Source organism: Paenibacillus sp. OT2-17, assembly GCF_009827695.1.
GTDB lineage: Bacteria > Bacillota > Bacilli > Paenibacillales > Paenibacillaceae > Paenibacillus > Paenibacillus polymyxa_B.
Map to the genome: position 1 here is coordinate 1 of NZ_WUDQ01000012.1, position 24048 is coordinate 24048.

A 24048-nucleotide genomic window follows, 5' to 3' on the forward strand; every position below is an offset into this window, starting at 1 on the left:
CTTCTAAACAACCCCGCTCGACTTGCATGTATTAGGCACGCCGCCAGCGTTCGTCCTGAGCCAGGATCAAACTCTCCATTAAAGACCAACCGAAGCTGGTTTATAGAAAGAGCGATAAGCTCATTTTTAATGCTAGCGATTCTTCTTATAAAAGAAGAAATCTTTATTTCATCATCCATTTGTTCAGTTTTCAAAGAACTTGTCTGTTCTCGTTCATTCAACGAGCCAGGAGTTAGATCATACCATGTTAGTTGCTTTCTTGTCAAATCTTTTTTTTGATTATCTTTTCAGCAACCTCGCTTCAAGAAATGTTATTCTCAAAGCAACGTCTAATAATATATCATGCCTAAAGTTATTTAGCAAGCATTTATTTATATCTATTTTATTTCCTACTATACAACAGATAATAAGGCAGCCACCCCGCCCCAGAGCGGAATGACTGCACTCATTGCAAAACTATTTATTCTTGTTCCAGCAGTCTGATAAATTCATCCTCATCTTCTATGGTGTCAATTCCGAGCTGTTGGGCCTTAGCTAGCTTACTCCCAGCCTTTTCACCAGCTATGACTAGATCCGTCTTTTTCGATACAGACCCCGCAACTTTGGCTCCCAGCGCCTCCAGCTTGGATACAGCTTCGTCACGCGTAAGCTGATGCAAGGTACCTGTAAGCACGACCGTTTTGCCACTGAAAAAGCTGTCTGTCTTCTTCTCCTGTGGAGCTTCAGGGGCCTGAGCCTTCACCCCTAGAGACAGCATTCTTTCAATTCCTGCCTGAGTAAATGGATCGGCAAAGAAAGCAACAATGCTTTCGGCTACAATTCCGCCTATATCCGGTAGTTCTATCAGTTCTTCCACCGTAGCGGACATCGTCTTGTGCAAATCACGGTAATGTTCAGCCAACATGCGTGTTGTCGCTTTACCGGTATTCGGTATACCCAGAGCATAAAGGAAAGAAGCCAAATCTCTCTCTTTACTCTTTTCTAGTGCCGCTAAGAGGTTACTGGCCTTTTTCTCACCAAACCGCTCTAGCTTCACAAGATCATCATATTCGAGTGTATACAGATCCGCAGGCTCGCGCACTTCCAGTTCGTCATGTAGCTGTATGGCCGTTTTGTCACTGAATGTCTCAATATCCATAGCATCACGTGAAGCAAAATGGGAAATACGAGCCACAATTTGTGGTTTACACCCCAGCTTATTGTCGCAAAACAAATGGGCACCTCGCTGCTGCAATGGAAACCCGCAGGCTGGACAATGATCTGGTACGACAATTTCCTCACCGTCGTTCTCAGACGTTACCTTTCCTAATATCTCCGGAATGACATCGTTTGAGCGACGGATAAACACACGTGCCCCCAAAGCAAACTTCAGGTTTTTGCGCTCAATGTCACCAGCATTGTTCAGTGTACAATTTTGTACAGTGACTCCCGCCAGCTCTACCGGCTCTACCCTTGCAAGTGGGGTGATTTTACCGGTTCGTCCTACATTCCACTCAACCGAGTTAAGCACCGTTGTCGTTTCCTCAGCTTCGAACTTATATGCCACCGCCCAGCGTGGGAATTTATCGGTATACCCGAGAGCCTCACGTGTGCGCATATCTGTAATTTTCAATACTGCCCCATCAATGAGGTAATCCAATCCGGCACGAGATTCTTCAATCTCAATCAGTTGCTCCATTACATCTTCAAAATTATCAAAGTAAGTCAGGTAAGGGTTTACCTTAAAATGATTTTCACGCAGGAAAGTCATCATTTCCTGGTGGCTGTTAAACTGGATACGGTCTGCATATCCCACATTGTAGAAAAATGCATTCAATCGCCGTTCTGCTGTCACTTTGGGATTCAAGTTACGCAAAGCGCCAGCTGCGGCGTTGCGTGCATTTTTAAGAGGGTCCACGGCAGTCTCATTATATTTGGACAGTACAGAGAGATTCATTATCCCTTCTCCCTGTACTTCAATTGTTCCATTTCGAAAAGGAATTGTAAGTGGCACGGATTTAATGGTCTTCACCTGTGCCAATATTCCCTCACCCACCACGCCATTACCGCGGGTAGAAGCCTGTACCAGCTGTCCATCAGTATATGTCAGGTTCAGCGTCAGGCCATCGAATTTAAGTTCTATAGCATAGCCTGGAGATGGCAAAGGTTGCTCCGGGTTCTTGGTATTGTAATCATTGACCAGTTTAACAACACGCGCGTTCCATGCACGCAGCTGTTCCATATTCTGAGCTTTATCAAGGCTCCATAATGGGGCAAGGTGGCGATGCGGTGTGAAACCTTTGAGTAACTCCCCACCCACACGCTGTGTCGGCGAATCCGGCAGCACAAGACCGCTCGTCTGTTCAAGCGCTACCAGCTCGTCATAAAGCACATCATATTCTTTGTCGCTGATCTTGGGTTCATCCAGTGTGTAGTAATGATAGTTATATGTGTTCAGTTCAGCAACAAGCTGCTCCATCCTGTGCATTGGGTTCATGCAGGCGTATCCCTCCGGGAACTTCATCAGGGCAGAGGCCTAAGCCAAGCTGCCACTCATGAGGTTCGAGATTTAATGATGTTTGAGATTTATTCTACTTTTGTAATTGGTGCAAAGCCAGCCAGCAGTCGTTTAACCCCTACTGGAGCCGGGAAAGCAATTTGAAGCTCCATATCATTACCCGTCCCTTTTACAGCGACAATGGTTCCAATCCCCCATTTGCCATGCTGTACCTTGTCTCCAGCCGCAAAAATGGAGGGGCCTCCTGCCGAAGCAGCCGGAGTTGCTTTCGCAGATGAAGATGTCGTTACTGTTACGCGGGGTGACGCGGAAGCGGACGAACCACTGCGGCTCATCGTATCAAACGAGCGTTCTCCACCAAAGTTGCTGCCACTACCTTTATTCAGTCCGCGCCCACCATAAGATCCGCCTACATTGCCTGAACGGCGGTAGCGGTCACGTTTAATGATCGTATCCTCTTTTAACTCGTCCGGAATCTCTTCGAGAAAGCGGGAAGGCGGGTTAGCTGTGGTGCGGCCAAACAGAGTGCGCATCTGTGCGCATGTAAGGAACAGTTGCTCCTCTGCACGGGTAATCCCGACATACGCCAATCTGCGCTCCTCCTCCAGCTCTTCGTTATCCAAAAAGGCACGACTATGAGGGAATACTCCCTCCTCCATACCGACAATAAATACGATAGGAAACTCCAGTCCTTTGGCGCTATGCATGGTCATCAATACAACCGCATCGCTTTGTTCTTCTTCATCGTCATTCATGGAATCAATATCGGCAATCAGAGCAAGGTCGGTCAGGAAGGAGACGAGTGACTTGTCTTCCGCTCCTTTTTCAAATTCCATGGTTACCGACAGGAACTCATCAATATTCTCCAAGCGCGAGCGTGACTCAAGTGTATTCTCGTTTTGCAGCTCCAATCGATATTGGGTGGTTTCCAACATTTTTTCTGTTAACTCGGTAACCGACAGGTAGTCTACCATCCGACTTAAACCTTCGATCATATCGTAAAACTCTACCAACGCATTGCGCGTACGTCCTGCAAAGCCCAAATCGTCTACAACTTGAAGGACACGGAAAATCGAAACTCCACGTTCCGCTGCAGCTGCCTGCAATTTACCGACGGTCGTGTCTCCGATGCTTCGTTTTGGCACATTAATGATTCGGATCAAGCTGATGTCGTCGTCAGGATTGGAGAGTAGGCGAAGATACGCCAGCAAATCCTTAATTTCTTTACGATCATAGAACTTGATACCGCCCACGATCTGGTAAGGAATATCCGATTTAATCAAAATTTCCTCGACAACCCGAGACTGAGCATTCGTACGGTACAAAATGGCATGATGGCTATAGGTTTTGCCCGCATTAATATTCTTATGAATTTCTGAGGCGATAAAGTAGCCCTCATCATGCTCGGAGTCAGCACGGTAAACTTTAATCTTGGCTCCGCCTTCTTTGTCAGTCCATAGTTTCTTCGGCTTGCGGCCTGTATTTTGACCAATAACTTCGTTGGCAGCATTGAGAATATTTGAGGTGGACCGGTAGTTCTGCTCCAGCAAAATGGTGCGCGCTTCCGGGTAGTCCTCTTCAAAATTCAAAATGTTGCTAATATCCGCCCCCCGCCACCGATAGATGGATTGGTCACTGTCACCTACTACGCAAATCCGGTGATGCTTGTCGGCCAGCATTTTGCACAGCATGTACTGCGCACGGTTCGTATCCTGATATTCATCAACATGAATGTATTGAAATTTCTTCTGGTAGAAATCCAGTACCTCAGGTACTTCTTTAAATAGCTGAATCGTTGCCATGATCAAATCATCAAAATCAAGAGAGTTGTTGTTTTTGAGCCGTTGTTGGTACTTGGTATATACCTTCGCCACAATCCCCTCAAAATAGTCGCCAATCTTGCGCTCATACATTTCGGGAGTGACCAGTTCATTTTTAGCCGTACTCATCATAGACTGAACCGCTTTGGGTTCAAACTTTTTGGTGTCTATATTCAGGTCCTTCATGCAGCTCCGAATGACAGACAATTGATCCGTAGAATCCAAAATGCTGAAATTGGAGGTGAAGCCAATCCGCTCGATATCCCGACGCAAAATACGCACACACATCGAGTGGAAGGTGGATACCCACACATCTCTCCCCTGCGGGCCAATCAGCTTGGATACGCGATCTTGCATTTCACGCGCAGCCTTGTTCGTAAAGGTAATCGCCAAAATGCCCCATGGAGCCGTCTTGCGGGTCGCGATGAGGTAAGCTATTCGGTGCGTGAGCACCCGTGTTTTACCACTGCCTGCGCCAGCCATAATCAGCAGCGGACCATCTACCGCCTCCACAGCCTGACGCTGAGGCGGATTAAGGCGAGCTACCGCCTCGTGTATATCTATTGATTGCATGCGTGCATGCTCCTTTCCCTGAGCTTCCATAAATTCACGTTCTATACTTCCAATTTCACAGCTATCGTCTCCAGCGCCTTCGCCAAATCACGATAAATGATGTTACCTACTACAATGGTGTCACAAACAGCAGCCGCTTGTAACGCGGTAGATTTATCCACGATTCCTCCCCCGTATAGGACACGAGAGCGCTCAGTACTGCGATGTATTTTTTGCACCAGCTCCATATCTCCAAAAGCACCGCTATATTCCACATATACAATCGGCAGATGCATGAGCTTGTCAGCAATCTGTGCATATGAGGCGGCAGATGAAGCATCCAGCGAAGCATCTGCTCCGGTAAGCTTAGCGACCGTAGAATCACCGTTCAAAACAATATATCCTTCCGCCACAAGCAAATCCCACGGGATCATATAACCAAACTGTTCAATCGCACGTTGGTGCTGCCCTAGAATCCAATTACTGTCAGTGGTATTCAGTACCATGGGAATCATATATAGATCAAACCCTGGCACTACAGCCTCCAGATCGGACACCTCAAGCACACACGGCACCTCATAACGCCGAACCCGTGACAGCAAATCCACCGTATTTTCATAGGTTACGCCCGATGAACCTCCTACCATAATGGCGTCCGTACCAGACATACACACGGCGTCAAGTGCCTCGTCATCCAGTTCCTTGTCAGGATCAAGCTTAAACACATGCTTCCATGATTGAATTGAATCTGCCAACACACATTCCTCCAGCATCCATTGCTTTTGTTATGATCCAGTCGAGCCGAATTCCAATATCCAAAAGCGTTCTATGCTAAGTCTATGACAGTGCTTAAAAGGTGTCAATGTTCGTATCAAATGGGAACACCCCGTTCAGACAGCTCATGGTCGTAGCGCATACAACCAACTGCGTTTACTAAGTTCTTTTTCCGTTAAAATATCTGTATAGAAACCTCGCACACCCATCTGTTCATACTCAGCCGCATCCTTCAACTCATTAATGGTATTTACGTAGCACACTGCTCCTGCCTGGCGCAAACTTTCCACTAAAGCACCACTCACCCGATTCTCTGGTAAAGTTACTGCCGTTATATCATTTTGCTGTACAAATCGAATGATCTGGTCATCTTTATCCTCTGTGGCGTAGAGCGTATAAATAACGGATGGATAGGGATAAATACTCCGCAACGTTTGCAGCATTTCTTCATTGTAAATTTGAGGAACAATACGGGACAAAAGCTCGGGGTTTTTCTCCTGTGCCTGACGGGTCAGTTGTGCAAACAACTGTTTGATTTGGGCAGGGTCCTGTTCTTTCGTATCGGTCACAATATAAGCATCCGGGTATGTTTCCAATAGATCCAATACATCCTTCCAATCTACTGGAGTATAGGAACCGTGTATGGGTGTGTTTTTAAATTGATGATAGCTCCAAGGTTTTCCGCCCTGTTCTGTAGCAACTGCGTGTTCCTGTTGCATTTGCTCTGTAAAAGATTCTGTCCATTCATGGCGCGCCACCAAATGTCCGTCCGAAGTAAACATCAGGTCGACCTCGAATACGCGGCTGCCTTTTTTATAATTTTCCACAAACGCTTCACGCGCATTAGTATAGGCCAAACCATCAACGGCTCCCATGGCATGCGAAATCACACGGTGCGTGGTAAAGCCAGTATGTTCTTCTGTAGATTGCCCTTTGTAAGCCAGTAAAAATGTGCCGATTAACATTAAAAGAATGACCGTAGCAATCAATCGTTTCATAGGGTGTCACATCCTTTTCGTACAGGTCAATACCCCACATACGCATACTCAAAACAACTGCCAGACGCAAAAACACCCTCCGGCTAAACCGAAGGGTGACTCTGGATTAATACGCGTTCTTGAAACCATTGCGAATCGTACGGAAAATAATTTTAATATCGAATAAGAGCGACCAGTTCTCAATATAGAAAATGTCATGCTTAATCCGTTCCTCAATAGATGTATCTCCACGCAACCCGTTGCTCTGTGCCCAGCCTGTGATTCCAGGACGAACATGATGCTTCACCATGTATTTTGGAATTTCCTCACGGAACTGATCCACATAATAGGGTCGTTCTGGGCGTGGACCAACGACACTCATATCACCCAGCAGGACGTTGAAAAATTGCGGCAACTCGTCGAGACTCGTTTTACGAATAAAAGTACCAAAACGTGTGCGTCTTGGGTCATTAGCAGTCGTCCAGCCCGTATCTTCAGTTCCAGGGGGCAGCACCTTCATCGAACGAAATTTGTACATTCGGAAGGTGCGACGGTTCAAGCCTACCCGCTCCTGCTTAAAAATGATTGGCCCTCTGGATGTAATCATCACACCAATCGCCACCCCTAGCATGATCGGAGAGGTCAGGAGAATCGCGAATAAAGAGAATAAAATATCGAACAGACGCTTAAACAATCGATTCCCCGCCACATCCAGTGGAATATCCCGTACATTGATCATCGGCATACCTGCAAAGTTGTCAAAGTACGGGCGAGCCGGCAAATAATCGAAAAAGTCGGGGATTATAAGCGTGCGCACTCCAGCTTTTTCACACATGTTGATAATCTTGGGGTACTTATCATGAGCATCCAGCGGCAGCGCCAGAATGACCTCGTCAATCATCAGACGCGACAGCGTAGCCTCCAATTGATCTAAGCCTCCAAGAATCGGGCGAAAATGCGCCTCTTCCTCTTCACTCCAATGCCGCTTATCATCCAGAAAACCCACTACCTCGTATCCCAGATCAGGATACTGTCCAAGGTTATGATAAAATCGTTGGCCTAGAGTACCCGCCCCGAGAATAAGCATGAATTGCTTGTTGTACCCTTTTTGACGGAGAGCTTTAAGAACTTGCTTCAAAAAAAATCGGTAAAACAAAATAAGCAGCACGTTTCCAACCATATAGATTGCCAAATAGGACCGCGAAATGTCGATTTGCTTCACGAAGAACATCACACTCAATAGCACGAACAGGCCAACGATATGAATCTGGGTGACGCGGAATACGTCGTCTGCAAACCGTTTTTTGCGTTTGGGCGAATAGAGCGAAAATAACATCCCCAACACTACAGCAATCAGGCCGTAGATTAAGCTCCAGCCTCCATATACTTGAATAGGAAGCGGTTCTTTATAGGTGATCCATTCACTTTCAAATTTGAAAAACCAAGCGATCAGAAAGGACAACTGAATGACCGCGAAATCCGCCACAATATATAATTGGGTTAGAAAACGCTGATTTCTGCGTATCATGCTTTCACCTCAGTACGAGATTGTTCCCCGCCGTCTGGCTTGACCGGTGCGGACAACTTATTTTTTAGAAAGGCCATTCCAAATTTCACGGTAATTCCCGCATATACAGCCATATTGGTGATCCAACTGTATTGCTGTTTATAATGCTTACGATGAAATACCCACATTGCTCTATGAAACTCATAAATAATTTTCAAAGGACGACGGCGCGCGCTGCCCCCTTTGATATGAATAATATATGTGCGCGGGTAGTAGTAAATGCCCCACCCAGCTTGCTTAATCCGGTAACACCAGTCAATATCCTCACCATACATAAAAAAGGTTTCGTCCAAACCCCCGACCTGGTCAATCGTCTCCCGGCGCACCAGCATAAAAGCACCTACCAGTACATCTACAGGATACTCATCGTCCGGGCTTAGATGCCCAAGTTGATATTGATTGTACTTCGGGTTATCCGGGTAACGCTTCGACCAGCCGAAAGCGTAGTAAAAAGAAGCTGACGGCGTTGGAAATCCTCGCTTACAAGCCTTGTCTAATGATCCATCCGGCAAGATGACCTTGCAACCCGATGCCCCCATCTCCGGATGCGTATCCATAAACTGAATCATTGTATCCAGCGTGTCCGGTTGCACCAACGTATCGGAGTTCAATAACAATACATAACGCCCGCTGGCTACTTCCATCCCCTGGTTGTTCGCCTTGGAAAAACCTGTATTATTCTTATTGGCTATCAACGTAATCTCCGGGTATGCAGCACGAATAGCCTCAACAGATCCGTCACTGGAGTGATTATCAATAACAATCACTTCATATCGGTACTGCGACTTTGACGCATACACCGATTGCAAACAATCCAGCGTCAATTGACACGTATTATAGTTGACGACCAGTATGCTTACATCCATATTTAAAACGCTCCTGACAAATTCAGTAATCTATTCTACTATCGCCTATTATAGCATACCGCGCAGACCACGGGGCGCAAAAAAGCACATAACTTGTAACCTTACATAGTTAGTAGAATTTCACAAAATTCGATTCCTGTCGCTCCAAAGTGCAAATATAGACAAACGAAACCATTTCGATCTATATATTGTTCATTGGGAGTCGTTTATTAGATTTTTGTAAAATCCTCGGTTGAGGTCTAAAATTCATCGTGGTAAGATATACATGGAAAAAGGGCTGGTGCCAGCCAGCCCCTGCGCAACCAACGCTCCAAGAGCGGACGGTTTTGGAACAATCAGGCCGAAAATAGACCCTTCCTTGCGGGGGCGGTCTATTTTCGTTTGTTAAACTCTAACAGTGTGACGATTAACGCCCCGAACGTCAGCATTAAACTGAGCGCCTCAAACACTGTCACAGGCTTCACCCCCCTCCTCGGGAGAGTTAGCCGACCGCCCTTGCCAGCTCTATCGGTTGCACGTTTCAATTATACTATATTTTTCCATAAAGGAACACGCATTCGATGGTATTTTATCTAGTATTCATTTGCACCTTTGACTATTTGACGCTCATATATGGAAAAAAGTTTCAATATTTTTCTTTCCATACCTCTATAACTTCCTCATTATGAAAACCAACTTATAAATCCAGTTGTCCAACCGTGACTGCCTATAAAATGGAGACTGCCAAATATATTTCATACGAGAAAATACGCCCTTTTGGTAGCTTTCCAGGAACTGATCCATATCTTTATACATTTGAGGAGACATGTGTTGTCCATAAAGTTGAATAAATTGCTGGGCTTGTTTGCTTAAAATATAGCGATTTTTTCCTTTTATAAATCTAATTAGTCTTTTCCTCCACTTGCTAACCCAGCCATCAGTAGAACCTCCCAACACATTGTTTTGATGCTGCCGATACAAAATGGACGGCTCGGGGTCAAAAACAACCTCACCAAAAGAGGAGGTGCATAAGTAAATCCACCAGTCATGCATAATAATGTTATCCAAAGAAGTCGGAATTCTCTTTTTCACGAGCTCGAGTGTTTCTTTATTGATCACCATGGTACAACCTACACACACATTCTCAATGAGAGCATTATAGAAGGATACAGGTCGTGGGATGTCAGCTGGCCATACTTTGAGTGGTTCCAATGATTGAGAGACCATTTGTGTAGCAGAACAGTACATCAGCGGCCGACTTCCATCCTGATCCCTGAGATGAGACACAGCCTGAGCGAGTTTATTCGGCATCCACACATCATCCTGATCACAAAAAGCGTAATAGTCGAATGTCTCAGACGATCTTTGAATCAAATCAAAAAAGCTTTTAATAACCCCTACATTGCTCTCGAGGCATAAAATAATCTGTTGAGGATAACGTTGCTTCAGCACTCTCAACTTGGCAACCGTATCATCTGTCGAGCCATCATCACGAATTAGAATCTGAACTTCTACGTCTTTTTGATTGATGAGACTTTCTATTTGCTCATCTAAATAAGCTGCTCCATTATATGTAGACAATAAAATTTGTATGTTAGGTCTGTTCAGAGTAATGACCTCCTTCTTTTAGAATGTGTAATAGAGGGACAATAGGTTCCATCTGCTTATACATTATAATGCTCAGCGTCCTTAATCAACATAGGCTTTAATATAATAAAATCTCCCAATCATGAACTGATGGGAGATTGTTGATATTTATAATAAGGTTTTAATTACTCGGATTTACTAAGACATTCCTGCAAAAAATCACGCAATCCCTCACGCCAGTCGCGCAAATCATTTAACCCGTTGGTTCGGATCGCTATATGCTCCATAACAGAGTTGCGTGGCCGCGCTGCCGGTCTGGGGAATTGCTCTGTGCTGCACGGCTCCAATTTCGCTGTGATCTTGGCATCTAATATTTCCGCCGCATCCTGTAAAATAGCTTGCGTAAATTCATACCAGGTACAGGAGCCACTATTGGATGCATGGTATACGCCATACTTCTCCGTTTGAATCAATTCCGCCAAAAAACGTGCCAAATCCACTGTATAGGTAGGTGAACCCTTCTGATCATTCACCACCTGCAGGAGCGGCTTCTCCTGACCAAGCTTCAGCATCGTTTTGACAAAATTGTTCCCGTGCAATCCATAAACCCAAGATGTACGAACAATAAAATACCTAGAGGAAAGTGTTTGGGTCAATACCTCTCCCGCCCGTTTGGACTTTCCGTAGATACTCTGCGGATTGGTATTATCGTACTCATGATATGGCTGCTTTGCCGTTCCATCGAACACATAATCTGTACTGATATAAACCAGCTTGGCTCCAACCTTTTCCGCAGCCAGCGCCATATTACGTGTACCTGCCGCGTTGACTTGATAAGCCCCGTCTACATCGGTCTCCGCTGCATCCACAGCCGTATACGCTGCACAGTGGATTACGGCGTCAGGTTGATATTGTCCTACAATCTTCACCGTCTGCTGCAAATCCGTAATATCTAATTGTTCGCGATCGTAACCCAGGACATCATGTCCTTGCTCCTGAAAAACCTTTACTACGTCTTTACCAAGTTGACCGGATGCTCCAGTAACCAATACCTTCATTCTACTCATCCCCCAAGCGGGAACCGTACTGCTTTGCATAGTATTGTTGATATTCGCCAGATTGAATGCGAGTCCACCATTCTTCATTGTCCAGATACCAGCGAATCGTTTCTTTAATGCCGGTTTCAAAAGAGTGCTTTGGCTTCCAGCCCAACTCATTCATCGTCTTCGTTGGATCAATGCCATAACGGCGGTCATGACCTGGACGATCCTGCACATACGAAATCAGAGATTCTGGCTTGCCCAGCTCCTCCAATACCGTTTTGACGATATGCACATTTGTCCGCTCGTTATTTCCCCCGATATTGTATACTTCACCCAGTTTACCCTGATGAATGACCAGATCAATTGCACTGCAATGATCCTCTACATACAACCAGTCGCGAATGTTCAAGCCATCCCCGTATACAGGTAGCTGTTGATCGCTCAGTGCACGTGAGATCATTAGCGGGATCAATTTTTCAGGAAACTGGTATGGACCATAGTTGTTAGAACAACGCGTGATATTCACTGGTAAACCGAAGGTTTCATGATATGCACGAACTAGCAGATCGCCACCTGCCTTGGATGCAGAATAAGGACTATTAGGCTGCAACGGAGTTTCCTCCGTAAACAATCCTGTTTCTCCCAGAGAACCGTACACCTCATCTGTTGATACCTGTACAAACTTGGTCACGTTATATTTCTTAGCTGCGTCCAGTAGCACTTGCGTACCCAATACGTTTGTTTTCACAAATACTTCCGGTTCCAAAATACTCCGATCCACATGTGACTCCGCTGCAAAATTAACTACCACATCGATTCCCTGCTGCATCAACTGATCAATCGCTTGTGCATCGGTAATATCTATTTTGATGAAGCTATGTTTGGGGTTATTTTCAATGGATTTCAAATTTTCCAGGTTACCTGCATAGGTAAGTGCATCTATATTTACAATTTCGTAATCTGGATGGTGTTTTAACATATACAATACAAAGTTACTGCCTATAAATCCGGCCCCGCCGGTGACAAGAAGTTTCATACAGACCTCCTAAACCTTATTATTCGTCTAATCAAAATTAATGTCTGCGTCAGCCAGTGCTGGATGCTTCTGATCCTTCTCCGAAAGAATAGCATGAGAAGTTGGCCAATCAATCCCTAGTGCAGGATCATTCCACAGAATTCCACGATCATTTTCAGGTGAATAATACTCGTCTACCTTATACAGCACTTGAGTGTTAGGAACAAGCGTACAGAACCCATGAGCAAAACCCTTAGGCACCAGTAGCTGACGTCTATTATGCTCGCTTAAGATGACTCCGACCCATTGACCGAACGTCGGAGAACTTTTACGAATATCCAAAATCACATCGTAGATAGCTCCAGAAAGCACACGAATGAGTTTGGTCTGTGCTTTAGGATTAAGCTGGTAATGCAAGCCACGAATCACACCGGCTTCTGCAGACAAGGATTGGTTATCCTGAATAAAAGCATGGTCTATTCCGTTTTCTTTCATGATCTGTTCATTGTAACTTTCCATAAAAAAACCACGGTGATCACCATGAACCACGGGTTCAATGATTTTTGCATCTTCTAGTTTCAAAGGGATTACCTTCATTTCGTTCTCATCCTCCCTTTATTTTAAATCTTTAGCTTTCCAAACTCTTCACCAAACACGATATCCTTAGCCAATTCATTAGCTCGCGCAAGAGATGGGTGAGTTCCTGCATCTGTCCACCAGCCTTGAAGAACATCGTACGTCAATGTTCCATTAGCAATATATGCATTGTTAACATCAGTGATCTCAAGTTCTCCTCGAGCTGAAGGTTCGAGCGTTTTTACAATTTCAAACACACTATGATCGAACATATAAATGCCTGTTACAGCATAATCACTTTTTGGTTCTTTAGGTTTTTCTTCAATTGACACAATACGCTCCCCTTGAAGCTCGGCCACTCCAAAACGATGTGGATCCTGTACCTGTTGAAGAAGAATTTTTGCACCCGTGGTTTGATTACGAAAATTATCCACGAAAGGTGCAATATCATCTTCAAACACATTATCGCCTAAAATAACAACCATTTGATCATCACCTACAAATTGCTCAGCCAGATCAAGAGCTTGTGCGATCCCGCCTGCCTCATCCTGAACTTTATAGGTGAATGTTACTCCCATTTCACGCCCGCTACCAAGAAGGTTAACGACATCTCCCATATGCTCTTTACCTGTAACGATAAGAATATCTTGTATGTCAGCTTGCTTGAGCTTGGATACGGAGTGGAAAATCATTGGATATTTACCCACAGGCAGCAGATGTTTATTTGTTACTTTGGTTAAGGGGTAGAGGCGAGAGCCTGTACCTCCTGCAAGAATTATACCTTTCATTGCTCCTCCTTAATTACTTTCAGATTATTTTTGGTATCATATTTGCGCAAATATAAGTTTAGCAATATTTTAATAAGTAGTAGATTTCCTCGAAGTGGGCTAATCTTAGTAGGTACTTTCCCCTTTGGATATGAACGTTCAACAGGAATTTCCGTAACTTTATAGCCTAATTTGGGCGCTTTAACTGACAAATAGCCCAACAGCTCATAAGTCTCGAAAACATCTCTAAAGGGATGTAATTCAGGATCTTTTAAAAATCGAGCAGAATGGGCTCTAAATCCATTGGTAGTGTCTGTATAATGATATCCTGCAACTAATGATATAAACGGGGCATGAATAAGTTTAATAGCAAGTTTTCTTGATACAGGAGTATTTATTTCCTTACCTCCTGGTACATATCTTGAACCTTGCACAAAATCATAGCCTTCATCAAGTTTCTTAATGAATTCAGGAATTGATTCAACACTATCTTTATTATTCCCATCCACAGTAATGATGCCCTCATATTGCTCTTGTAATGCGTAAGCGAACCCTATCCGTAATTGTGCACTCAACTTACCCTTATCTTTTTTCACTAGGATAGCTCTTACACGATTATCTAAAAGAAATGATTCATCCAAAGAACCATCGGTGCTCCCACCATCTAAAATGATAATATCAACAGTTTCTGCAAGTGATTTTAACTTGCTAAGCTGCTTTTGAATTTTAATTCCCTCATTAATAACAGGAATACAAACACAGTATTTACTACCTTTTGACTTGAACTCTTTAAGCTCAAAATTAGGTATTGACCAATTTTCATTTTGTATAGCATTCATTGGTAGGATTTTCCCCTTAATTATACATAAATTTCTGAAGCATATTTTAGGGCCCGCTCAACTGTTCCAGCATTCGAATTGTCCCCGTTCTTCATTTCAATAGACACCCAGTTTTTATATTCGTTTTCTTTTAGCACCTCTGCTATTTCCCTATGTGGTGACACACTTCCCTCGCCACCGACCTTATTAAGATAAGGTTCGCTAATATGAAAATGACTCAAATAAGGCATACTTTTTTCAATAGCAGAAGAAATATTTTCGTTATTTAAAGTAAGAGCGCCCGCATCCAGATGCAATTGAAAACCAGCATGGTTTACTTCCTGAACCAATTGTATACCTTCATCACTATTCGTAATGAAATCACAACCATATTGGGATGGATTAGGCTCTATACATAAGGTTACATTTTCTATAACAGCAGCCTCAGCAAGTTCCGCAAAAAATGGAATAGCAATGTCCAGTTGCTCACTCTTAGACAGTCCATTGGAAAGTCGGTTCTTAGGAGATCCAAATACCAGCGCTTTAACTCCTATTTTTCCCGCCAAGTCCATTATACCCAGTACATATTCCTTTAGCTTGTTACGAGATTCAACATTTGAAAACAAATTCAGCCCATGCTGTCCAAATAATAATGATTGCATAGCAATTAGTTGAATATTTCTTTGTTCCCAATATTGCTTAAATTGTAGTAATTCGTTAGGTCCGCAATCTAATGGTCGTTCCCAAAATTTAGTAGGGGCAATTTCTAGTCCACGAATGCCAAGTTTATTAAGCAACAGAATGATCTCTTCATCCTCATTACTATTCCACGCAATATTGGAAATAGAAAGTTTCATTAAAGAGCCCTCTTTTCTTCCTCAATAAATGCTTTAATCTCCTGTAGAACTTCTTTCTTAGATTTCATATATTCTTTATTGTCACGGTCACTGAAAATATGAGAATACAAACTCCTCATATCATATAAAACAGGCTTCTTCTCCGTTTCATTGGAAAAGTTAATATTCAGTCCAGCCCGAGCAATTTCTTTTGCACTCACAGGCTCTGTAGCAAAATTCACTATGCGTAGCGAATTATCAAGTGCGATTTGAATATCATCCCACAAATGGTTCATATTATAAAATTGAAATTCACTTAGGTGATGAGTTAGATGTAAAGCATTGTCGTGAATTAAATCATAAATGAAGTTTTTCTTAAGTCCTTTGCCAAATAGACCAGGGAGACGAATAATCAAATGGTCATGAAAAGTTTTGGTAACGAATTGTTCTAAATAAAAGCGATGTTTTCCGTAAGGTTCTGCTGTTTCTGTTTGTATATTCGCAGACTCATCAACTTTAATAGGAGTACTATATACATCAACTGTAGAGATGAGCACAAACTTTTGAGCCTTGACCTCTTTTAAACAGGAAATAAGTTGATTAATATTAGCGAGATCTTCCTCTGGAGCTTGATTAGCCTTCCATTTCACAGCTGGTGCAGCCGCACATACCACTAAATCATATTCCATGCCTTTAATAGACTCAATATTGGACGAATTATATAACTCATCAAATGTGGTCTGTGCAAGTAAAGTGGAGCCTACATACCCAGTAAACCCTACAAGACAATTTTTCTTCACAACACTCTCTCCTTCCTTATTGACCAGAAGCACTCTCTTTTTCTTTAATTAATTCTAGTCTAGGCTTTTTCTCTTTATACATTTCTACAGACTTGGTACTGTAAAAAGGACGATTTTGGATTTCAATTAATATACGCGAAGTGTACTCCCCAATAATTCCGCCAATAAAAAACAAACCAGCAAAACCAAGAGAGATTAAAATCATAAGTGTAGTCCAACCTTGTACTACTGACTGATTAAAAAAGTAATTATATAAAGCGTACCCTCCCATGAACAAGGAAAATAAGAAAAATACACCTGTAAGAAGATGAGCTGCTCTTAATCCAAAATGAGAAAAGGAGACCAATGCATCTACAGCTAATGAAATATTCTCCCGATTTACTTTCCTACCCGTCAGTCTATTTACGGCCTTGTAGTTAATCAAATTTTTAGAATAACCTGTAAGCTCATAAAGCGCTTTTCTATACCTTACTTTTTCCTTCAAATTTAGCATAGCGTTTAAAGCACGACGCGTTACTAAGCGTGCTGTCTCCGTAGAAAGAGATAAATTCAAGTAAGACACCCTATTCAGTATTCTATAAAACATTCGAGATTTCCAGCCAGCTTGTCCAGAGGTAGCAGCGACTATATCAAACCCTTTTCCGGTTGCCGTTTTAAACATCTCGTAGAGCAGGTCCAAATTAAAATCAATAAATAAAGACTCAATTTCAAACACAAAGTCACCCATTGATTTATTAAGTCCGGCCATCATAGCATGCTCAACACCATGTTTTCTGGACAGATTAATAATCGTAGTGTCCCCATAAATATTTTCCATAGCACTATGTGCGTTCTCCAGCGTCTTATCTTGGCTAAAATCGTTAACCAGTATGATCTCATAGTGTTGAAAATATGTCATCATGGTGCGATCTAATTCAGTTAATGCCTGCACAATTTCGTGCTCATTATTGTGCGCATACAGAACAGTAGAAACAAAAACCTGCTCTTTCATAGTACTTCCTCCAAATCATAGATGGTGTTAAACTTTCCAGAAAAAACAGATACAAATCTCGGGTTTTCTGAAAATTCCTTAATAACGGTAGGTCGAGAATCATCAAGTTCTGAAGCACTAATCAATGCTTTTACAGCAAATAGAGATTTTTTGTAGGTTATTTGAATTTCAGGATTAAGATACTTTTTAGCCAACTGGCTCATTCTTGTCCAAGCTGTGTAAGGTCTAACCGAACAAGTGTTACAATTGCTTAATTGTCTTACATTACAAGCATCATTGTATTTCTGACAAGAGAATTCAGGTAAAGCGTTAAAAGACGACTCATGCGGAGTATGTCCAACAGATGTAAGAGAATGATACCCACTTTCTCCAAAAGGCATCAAAGAAAAAAAAGGCCCATCCATTACAGTAATGCCTACATTTTGAACGTTTTCGGTTACTCCTGTCATAATCACTTCACATATTTCATATTTTGTTGAAAATAACTCATAGTCAAACTTACTTAAAATCTGGTTAATACTCGCATAGGTTGCATTAAGTATGTTGGTAGCTGTACAATCAGATCCATCAGTGAAACGAAGTGCATAGCGTTCCTCTTCAATGCTCACTTTATCAATTAGTTGATTGAAAAACAGCGACACATTTTTAAAACCCTGTAACTTCTCCATATACCAATTACGAATTAAATTAGCATCATAGCTATATTCCATCGTTTCGAATGCTGCTTCCACTGTTCCTGGATTAAAATATACTCTGCTGTTAACCTCTACCGCAGGTACTTCAACATAATCGCAGAAATGTTGAAACTGCTCAGCATTTGTTAAGGAATCATTCGCTGAAATCGCATATATTTTCTTAAATCTATCGTTTATAGCAAAAGAAAAATCACGGACAAACCGTTCGTAATAATGAGCAGATTTTGCAGCAGTAGAAACACTTCTTGGGTAATGATACCCGTTGTGAACTCTCGCTTGGTTAATATAACTCGCACGTTGTAAAGGTTTGTCATCAAATTCAATTACAGCTATTTTCAAATCTTTTTTTGCTAATAAGTGAGCAGCATATAGACCGTATATTCCAGCGCCAAAGATAACATAATCGTAATTCAAAAAAGTCATTCCCCTTTTGTTAGTGCCACTTTTTTATATATTTTTAGCTAATAAAAAATAATAACAGTTCCAACAATCAGTAAGATAATGCCTACAAGTTTAAAAGCGGTTATTGGTTCGTGAAAAATCAAAACAGACACCGCAACAATACCTAGTGTAGTCAATGCCTGCGATACAGGTGAAATCCTCCCCAATTCCCCCCGAGACAAAGCAAAGATATAGAATACAAAGCTAACACCATATAAAATTGCTCCAAACCAAATATAAGGTGAGGTAGACAACTTTATAAGTGACTGCAAGCTAATTCCGGTAAAACTCAATACATTTATTCCATGCTTTAAAGTGATTTGAGCGACAATGTTAAAAAGCATTGCTAAAAAAAGCAACAATAATAGCATTATGATCCCCTAACAGTTTATTTATTGTTTATTCTATCACTTGTAAAAAAAATTTGCATTATGAAGAATTATGTCAAAACATCAAGGCAAAATTGCAAAAGACTCAATTATTTTATGGTAAATAAAAATTTGGAAATTTCAACTTTTGAATATCTTTTTTTAAGATTAAGCTGAATCCAAGGTTCATTAATGGAAAAGTCCAAAATGTTATTTTGGAATAAAATTATTGAGTTATTACGATGAATTCCTGAATGTCAGTTATTATCGCTAAAATCTGCTGCCGTAATATTTCAAAATTTCAAAAGTATATCTAAGAATATTATTAAAGATGAAATTCCGATTGATAATAAGTCTTGAAGTTATTGACGACAATAATGTCTCTAGTTTGAAAGTAAACAACAAATTACTGCCAATTTTTAGAATAGATCCTCAAGGTATTTTCATTTAAATAGTATAATGACCAAAAAAATAGAAAGTAAATTTTAAATTAAGATAAGGAACGATAAAACCAAGTTGAGGAAAAGAAGTATAAAAATAATTTCCCTTTTTATCAGAAACAGTTGCACCCCAAGAAATATACTTGTTCTTCCACTAACCCCAATGAAACAATAGGTAATAACAAGTGGTCTTTGATGGAATTCTCTTTAAGTGCATCAATGGTTAACAGAACATGATAGGAAGCATCAATAATATTTATATTTGAGTATGGTTTTAGATTAGAAGTTCTTACGAATATAGTTTTTTGAATTCTTTGCATTTAGTTCCTCTATTAGTAGCACATAATGAGCATGAAATACATAAAGTATGATGCATGCTCTTATGTGCCCTCTATCAGTCAATTTACTAGCTTAACCAAATTAATAGAGTTAATTTTAACTTTTACATTTGCTTTATCTCCAATGTCGAATCTTAGTTCATTGTGGCTATTTTTTAGCCAGTCAGGATCCGAACCTAAAGGAATTAATAATTGACCACTAACCACATTGAATAAGAAAGAATGATCTTCATCATATTTCTTACTTTTTCTGTTACTACTATTCCAAAATAGTTGGCCTTGGAAGGGTTCCTGAGATCCTATAATATTGAGGTCAATTAATAAAAAGTCAGCATCTTTTCCTTGCATAGAGGAATCAAATTTAAAGCTCACATATGGATCATTACCGTTGGTCACTATACTCCCATCTGCTTCTTTGATAATCTCATTAGATTCTGACAATGACATATAGTCGTCCGGTAAAGATTGAAATCGATCCTTCATTTCTTTAAAGTTTCTTCCCCAAGCAACTGGTAAAGATTGTAAATCCTTTTGATGAAAAACTGCTCTTAATTCGTTTTCATCGGTATCAGTTGTACCATCATAAGCTTTAGTTTCCAACATTCTCTGCTTGCTCACCAAAAATTGAAGAGAATTATATTGATAGTATACGTAGTCTCTTTCTAAAAACCATTTATATAATCTATAGGCACGAATTGAAGCGGGGCCTCCATCATGCCTTATTGCTGGACCAATAAAAACTAATGGCGGTGCTTCTTTATCAAGATTTTTTATCATTTTTTCTTGAATCTCTTTATTGGCAGCAAGATAATCTGCAGAGTAGAAAGTAGGAACCTTTTTGTTAGTTATCTCATAAAAAAGCGTTCGATTTGTTAAATCAGCATAAGTCTCTCCTGTTTTCAACATTTTTGAGAGTACTGTTTTAAAATCCAACATCTCTTGCCATCTTTCCTTAGCAATAAATCCCTCACCAACATCCGGAAGACCCTGTTTTGCACCATTTACAAAAATAGCGTTCTCTGGCACTACCATTGGTTGTACTAGTTTTTCTGTAATTCTAAAAGCCTGCTGCTGTCCGAAAGTTGCCACAGAACCTAACAATATTGCAAATACGATTAAATATATATGATGAACTGCACCATTAAACTTATTTTTAAGAAAAAAGACATACAGAGCTGGTATTAAAAAAGAAAAGCATATAAAAGTAATTGATCCGGAGCGATGCATTGAACCAGAATCTAAACGACCTAAGCTATATCCGGTAATTAATATTAAGAATATAATCGATACAATACAATATAAAATCATGAGATAAGTTTGATTTTCTTTATTGAAAGACACTGCTTTTTTCACATTAAAAATCATTAATCCCACAAAAAGAAGTAGCGTGAATAACCATCCTCCAATTCTAATAGCTTCCCAAAGCAATCTATTCAGTTTATCGTAAGGGAAGGGCTTAGGAAACCATTCTGGAGAAGTTTGGGATTCAGAAAAAAGACTTATCCCGTATGCCAGTGTATTAGCAGAACCATTATCAAGAATAAATTGAATAGTCCCCAATAATGTTGGGAGTAACATTGCTAATATACAAAGTTGAATTACCAATAAAGCACAAAATAATAATTTGTGTTTAAGAAATACCTTACTCCATAACTTAAGCTTTATCGTCCTATATAACATCACACCAAACAGAGGAAAAAAGGCTACTGTTAAAGCCGCACCCATGGATGGATTATACAAACAATGAATTAAAGACATCCAAAAATAAAGAATGACCCACTTTACAGGATTGGAAAGTGTCTTTTTGTGAAAAAGAATTAGCACATAAGGAACAATTAAATAAGTTCTGTTCATACCTGATTCATATAATATCGGTAAAGAAAATACAATAAATAAAAAGGCCCATTTAGAGCCATATAATTTTTTTATAAGCAACACTACCAGGGCACCCATAATTATAGGAAATGCAACAAACGTATAGTTGATACTTGATAGATTTCCATTAAAAACGTAGTCATTAATAAGACTATACATTGGACCCATTATTCCCTGAATTGACATTATATCTACATTGAGCTTCAATCCATAATTCAACATCTGTTGCAAGGGCATGAAAATTTCGCCTAAATGGAAATCATCTGAAACAAAGCCACTATAAACAGGAGTGGAGTACAACATAATGATCGTCATCGGTATTAATGAAGGCCAGAATATGTAATCCCACACATTACTAACTTCACATTTTCTGTGTTTTAAAATCAAAAGAACAGTGTAAATAAACAGTATAATAGCTATAGAAGCCATAATAGCTAATGTATAATTATTTCTATGCAATTCAATTTTATTTCCTGTCTGATATACACCAAACACTAACACTAACGTTATAAAAGGAAGAATTAATTGAGATAAATACATTAAGGTTTTTGTCAGAGTGGTAAGTACGCGCTCTTTATAAAAGTAAATTACAACTTGAATCATCCAAACTAACAGAGTCAGAACTTCCGGGAAAAACTGCGCTAATTTGTAAGAAGAATTCGGGTTAACAAAGCTAAAGACGAAAAGCAGCGTTATAATTGCGAAATAAGTAAAAGTAAGAGATACAATAATACTTGTAAAGACTTGCTCTTTATCTGTTGTATCATTTTTTTTACATTCAACAACAAAATAGGTTATAAACATCAAAATAGAAATATAAATGAAAGAACTATTCCCACTAAAAAAATAAAAACTGACCGCGTAAAATAAGAGAAAGAAGCAGACCAATAAATTTTTGGATACGAAAAGTCCTGCTGGACTCATTTGTAATTCCGTTATATTTTTTTTATTCACAAAATATATTAAGGGAATTAAAAACAAACAGAAGCAGAGAATGAAAAAGTAGATTATCGAATAATCCAAACTCTTAAATTGATCAGACCATACGATGTTGCCTGCAATGATGTCATGATAAACTTGCTTGCCGTTAGCATAAACCTTTAAAAAAAACACGGTTGAAATTAGCGATATAAGTACAGCCAACACACTTGATATTAAAAGGTGCATTGAGGATTTAGGAAGAAAGGACTTCAAATTGCTCATGCTCAGGCTCCCTCTTGTTCTTATGAAGTAATTTTAAACTTAAAAATTTCTTTTCAACTAGATGCCAAGATAAATACGAACAAGCCAAACAAATAATAAAAGAAATAGAAAAATGAAAAAAGGTATTCATTTTGCCACCACCGAAAATCCATATAACAAATTGTTGAACAGGAAATGCGTAAATATACATACCGTAAGTAAAATCACCATACTTATTTATTTTATACATTTTTATTTTCTGAGAATAAGCAAAACAAATAATAAGATAGCTCCCAAAGATCATAAAAACTTCTTTCAAACCACCAAATTTAAAACTTATTAATATAACTATAAAAGAACATAGCATTAGCTTTCTCGAAATAATAATTTGATCTCTATAGCAATACATAACCGTACCTGCCAAGAAATAGCCTAAGAGATAATTTGCGCTACCCATACTTATCCCGTAAAAGTTATAATTATCAAAAATATGAGGAGAGAATATATTTAGATATAAAACCAGTACAAATAAAAGCAATAGGGTTTCGCGAGTTTTATGACTAAACCAGCCAATAGATCCTATAATCAAAACCAATGCATAAAATAGAACCTCATAAGGCAAAGTCCACAATGAGCCATTTACTGAATTGGGATAAATGTTTCCAGTAAAAACACCTGGTAATTCATAGTAAACAGGGAAAAGGAATGAACTCTTTAAATAATCATATGTCTGAGGATTAGTTAAATAATCATTTAAATTATTATTAGTTACAACAGCTCCAATGATGAAAGTTGAAAACAAAACGGCACAAATCAAGCCCGGAAAAACTCTTAATATTCTATTGAAAACAAACCTAAACTTACTATGCGTTTTATTAAAACTCATACTTATTAAAAAGCCACTAATAACAAAAAAAATGGCAACAGATACTCCTCCAAGTGGCCACTGGCCATTTGTTATTTTAGCAAAAAACTCATTTGCATTCCCTGAGATTGGATAAGAATGCGAAAGCAATACCATAACTGCAGCGGCAAGCCTCATAAAATCAAAATTATTCTCTTTACCAATCATTCGATTTTCAAGTAGTGCTGATTTCTGGCTCAAATAATCAACTCTTTCATTAGAATTATTACTCCCAACACAAGTACATCTATAGATAATGTAAAAAAGAAAAAATCCTACATAGGAAAGCAGGATTCATCTGTCCAAATTTGCTAATAGAATATTTATAAAAATATGCTAA

The 24048-nt window shown here is 40.1% G+C and carries 20 protein-coding genes and 1 rRNA gene; all 21 read right to left on the minus strand.

Features of this window, described 5'->3' with window-relative positions; genetic code table 11:
• Window positions 1–82 (minus strand): 16S ribosomal RNA (locus GRP75_RS05345); the annotation flags it as partial.
• Between the two features lie 378 nt (window positions 83–460).
• Window positions 461–2476: an NAD-dependent DNA ligase LigA gene (ligA, locus tag GRP75_RS05350; RefSeq protein WP_160788774.1), complete on the minus strand. Its 2016-nt coding sequence runs from the start codon at window positions 2474–2476 to the stop codon at window positions 461–463.
• Window positions 2477–2565: 89 nt separating this feature from the next.
• Entirely contained in the window at window positions 2566–4890 is a 2325-nt protein-coding gene (gene pcrA / locus GRP75_RS05355; protein ID WP_023990577.1) for a DNA helicase PcrA, read from the minus strand.
• A 41-nt stretch (window positions 4891–4931) separates the two neighbouring features.
• On the minus strand, window positions 4932–5624 hold the full coding sequence (pcrB, locus tag GRP75_RS05360) for a heptaprenylglyceryl phosphate synthase (RefSeq protein WP_481856216.1): 693 nt from the start codon (window positions 5622–5624) through the stop codon (window positions 4932–4934).
• 144 nt (window positions 5625–5768) lie between these two features.
• The gene (locus tag GRP75_RS05365) at window positions 5769–6641 is read right to left on the minus strand and encodes a phosphatidylinositol-specific phospholipase C/glycerophosphodiester phosphodiesterase family protein (protein ID WP_160788775.1); all 873 of its coding nucleotides are present in this window, start codon (window positions 6639–6641) and stop codon (window positions 5769–5771) included.
• Between the two features lie 106 nt (window positions 6642–6747).
• Window positions 6748–8148, minus strand: a complete 1401-nt coding sequence (locus tag GRP75_RS05370; protein ID WP_075154819.1) for an undecaprenyl-phosphate glucose phosphotransferase — start codon at window positions 8146–8148, stop codon at window positions 6748–6750.
• Window positions 8145–9053: a glycosyltransferase family 2 protein gene (locus GRP75_RS05375; RefSeq protein ID WP_160788776.1), complete on the minus strand. Its 909-nt coding sequence runs from the start codon at window positions 9051–9053 to the stop codon at window positions 8145–8147. Before GRP75_RS05375 ends, GRP75_RS05370 begins: the two co-directional genes overlap by 4 nt.
• Before the next feature lie 371 nt (window positions 9054–9424).
• Complete coding sequence (locus GRP75_RS30625; protein WP_219727884.1) at window positions 9425–9517, minus strand: putative holin-like toxin; 93 nt, start codon at window positions 9515–9517, stop codon at window positions 9425–9427.
• A gap of 184 nt (window positions 9518–9701) precedes the next feature.
• The gene (locus tag GRP75_RS05380) at window positions 9702–10613 is read right to left on the minus strand and encodes a glycosyltransferase family 2 protein (RefSeq protein ID WP_160788777.1); all 912 of its coding nucleotides are present in this window, start codon (window positions 10611–10613) and stop codon (window positions 9702–9704) included.
• Window positions 10614–10804: 191 nt separating this feature from the next.
• The gene (gene rfbD / locus GRP75_RS05385; RefSeq protein WP_160788778.1) at window positions 10805–11677 is read right to left on the minus strand and encodes a dTDP-4-dehydrorhamnose reductase; all 873 of its coding nucleotides are present in this window, start codon (window positions 11675–11677) and stop codon (window positions 10805–10807) included.
• Between the two features lies 1 nt (window position 11678).
• The gene (gene rfbB / locus GRP75_RS05390; protein ID WP_028542095.1) at window positions 11679–12698 is read right to left on the minus strand and encodes a dTDP-glucose 4,6-dehydratase; all 1020 of its coding nucleotides are present in this window, start codon (window positions 12696–12698) and stop codon (window positions 11679–11681) included.
• A gap of 27 nt (window positions 12699–12725) precedes the next feature.
• A complete protein-coding gene (gene rfbC / locus GRP75_RS05395; protein WP_160788779.1) occupies window positions 12726–13274 on the minus strand; it encodes a dTDP-4-dehydrorhamnose 3,5-epimerase in 549 nt (182 codons plus the stop codon).
• A 23-nt stretch (window positions 13275–13297) separates the two neighbouring features.
• Window positions 13298–14041 (minus strand): sugar phosphate nucleotidyltransferase, encoded by a 744-nt coding sequence (locus tag GRP75_RS05400; protein WP_160788780.1) that lies wholly within the window; start codon window positions 14039–14041, stop codon window positions 13298–13300.
• The gene (locus GRP75_RS05405) at window positions 14038–14859 is read right to left on the minus strand and encodes a glycosyltransferase family 2 protein (RefSeq protein WP_025723449.1); all 822 of its coding nucleotides are present in this window, start codon (window positions 14857–14859) and stop codon (window positions 14038–14040) included. Before GRP75_RS05405 ends, GRP75_RS05400 begins: the two co-directional genes overlap by 4 nt.
• 20 nt (window positions 14860–14879) lie before the next feature.
• Window positions 14880–15695: a sugar phosphate isomerase/epimerase family protein gene (locus GRP75_RS05410; protein WP_160788781.1), complete on the minus strand. Its 816-nt coding sequence runs from the start codon at window positions 15693–15695 to the stop codon at window positions 14880–14882.
• A complete protein-coding gene (locus GRP75_RS05415) occupies window positions 15695–16474 on the minus strand; it encodes an NAD-dependent epimerase/dehydratase family protein (protein WP_160788782.1) in 780 nt (259 codons plus the stop codon). Before GRP75_RS05415 ends, GRP75_RS05410 begins: the two co-directional genes overlap by 1 nt.
• 16 nt (window positions 16475–16490) lie before the next feature.
• Window positions 16491–17465 (minus strand): glycosyltransferase, encoded by a 975-nt coding sequence (locus GRP75_RS05420; protein ID WP_160788783.1) that lies wholly within the window; start codon window positions 17463–17465, stop codon window positions 16491–16493.
• Window positions 17462–18574: an FAD-dependent oxidoreductase gene (locus GRP75_RS05425; protein WP_160788784.1), complete on the minus strand. Its 1113-nt coding sequence runs from the start codon at window positions 18572–18574 to the stop codon at window positions 17462–17464. Before GRP75_RS05425 ends, GRP75_RS05420 begins: the two co-directional genes overlap by 4 nt.
• 47 nt (window positions 18575–18621) lie before the next feature.
• Entirely contained in the window at window positions 18622–18972 is a 351-nt protein-coding gene (locus tag GRP75_RS05430; protein WP_053326203.1) for a DMT family transporter, read from the minus strand.
• An 835-nt stretch (window positions 18973–19807) separates the two neighbouring features.
• Window positions 19808–22825: a hypothetical protein gene (locus GRP75_RS05435; protein WP_160788785.1), complete on the minus strand. Its 3018-nt coding sequence runs from the start codon at window positions 22823–22825 to the stop codon at window positions 19808–19810.
• Complete coding sequence (locus GRP75_RS05440; protein ID WP_068938847.1) at window positions 22797–23909, minus strand: acyltransferase family protein; 1113 nt, start codon at window positions 23907–23909, stop codon at window positions 22797–22799. Before GRP75_RS05440 ends, GRP75_RS05435 begins: the two co-directional genes overlap by 29 nt.
• Window positions 23910–24048: the final 139 nt, after the last annotated feature.

Bases quoted from the DNA above. Each gene is read 5' to 3' on its own strand.
- ligA (WP_160788774.1), bottom strand. From the start codon at position 2,476: ATGAACCCAATGCACAGGATGGAGCAGCTTGTTGCTGAACTGAACACA.
- pcrA (WP_023990577.1), bottom strand. From the start codon at position 4,890: ATGCAATCAATAGATATACACGAGGCGGTAGCTCGCCTTAATCCGCCT.
- GRP75_RS05365 (WP_160788775.1), bottom strand. From the start codon at position 6,641: ATGAAACGATTGATTGCTACGGTCATTCTTTTAATGTTAATCGGCACA.
- GRP75_RS05370 (WP_075154819.1), bottom strand. From the start codon at position 8,148: ATGATACGCAGAAATCAGCGTTTTCTAACCCAATTATATATTGTGGCG.
- GRP75_RS05375 (WP_160788776.1), bottom strand. From the start codon at position 9,053: ATGGATGTAAGCATACTGGTCGTCAACTATAATACGTGTCAATTGACG.
- rfbD (WP_160788778.1), bottom strand. From the start codon at position 11,677: ATGAAGGTATTGGTTACTGGAGCATCCGGTCAACTTGGTAAAGACGTA.
- rfbB (WP_028542095.1), bottom strand. From the start codon at position 12,698: ATGAAACTTCTTGTCACCGGCGGGGCCGGATTTATAGGCAGTAACTTT.
- rfbC (WP_160788779.1), bottom strand. From the start codon at position 13,274: ATGAAGGTAATCCCTTTGAAACTAGAAGATGCAAAAATCATTGAACCC.
- GRP75_RS05400 (WP_160788780.1), bottom strand. From the start codon at position 14,041: ATGAAAGGTATAATTCTTGCAGGAGGTACAGGCTCTCGCCTCTACCCC.
- GRP75_RS05405 (WP_025723449.1), bottom strand. From the start codon at position 14,859: ATGAATGCTATACAAAATGAAAATTGGTCAATACCTAATTTTGAGCTT.
- GRP75_RS05410 (WP_160788781.1), bottom strand. From the start codon at position 15,695: ATGAAACTTTCTATTTCCAATATTGCGTGGAATAGTAATGAGGATGAA.
- GRP75_RS05420 (WP_160788783.1), bottom strand. From the start codon at position 17,465: ATGAAAGAGCAGGTTTTTGTTTCTACTGTTCTGTATGCGCACAATAAT.
- GRP75_RS05430 (WP_053326203.1), bottom strand. From the start codon at position 18,972: ATGCTATTATTGTTGCTTTTTTTAGCAATGCTTTTTAACATTGTCGCT.
- GRP75_RS05435 (WP_160788785.1), bottom strand. From the start codon at position 22,825: ATGAGCAATTTGAAGTCCTTTCTTCCTAAATCCTCAATGCACCTTTTA.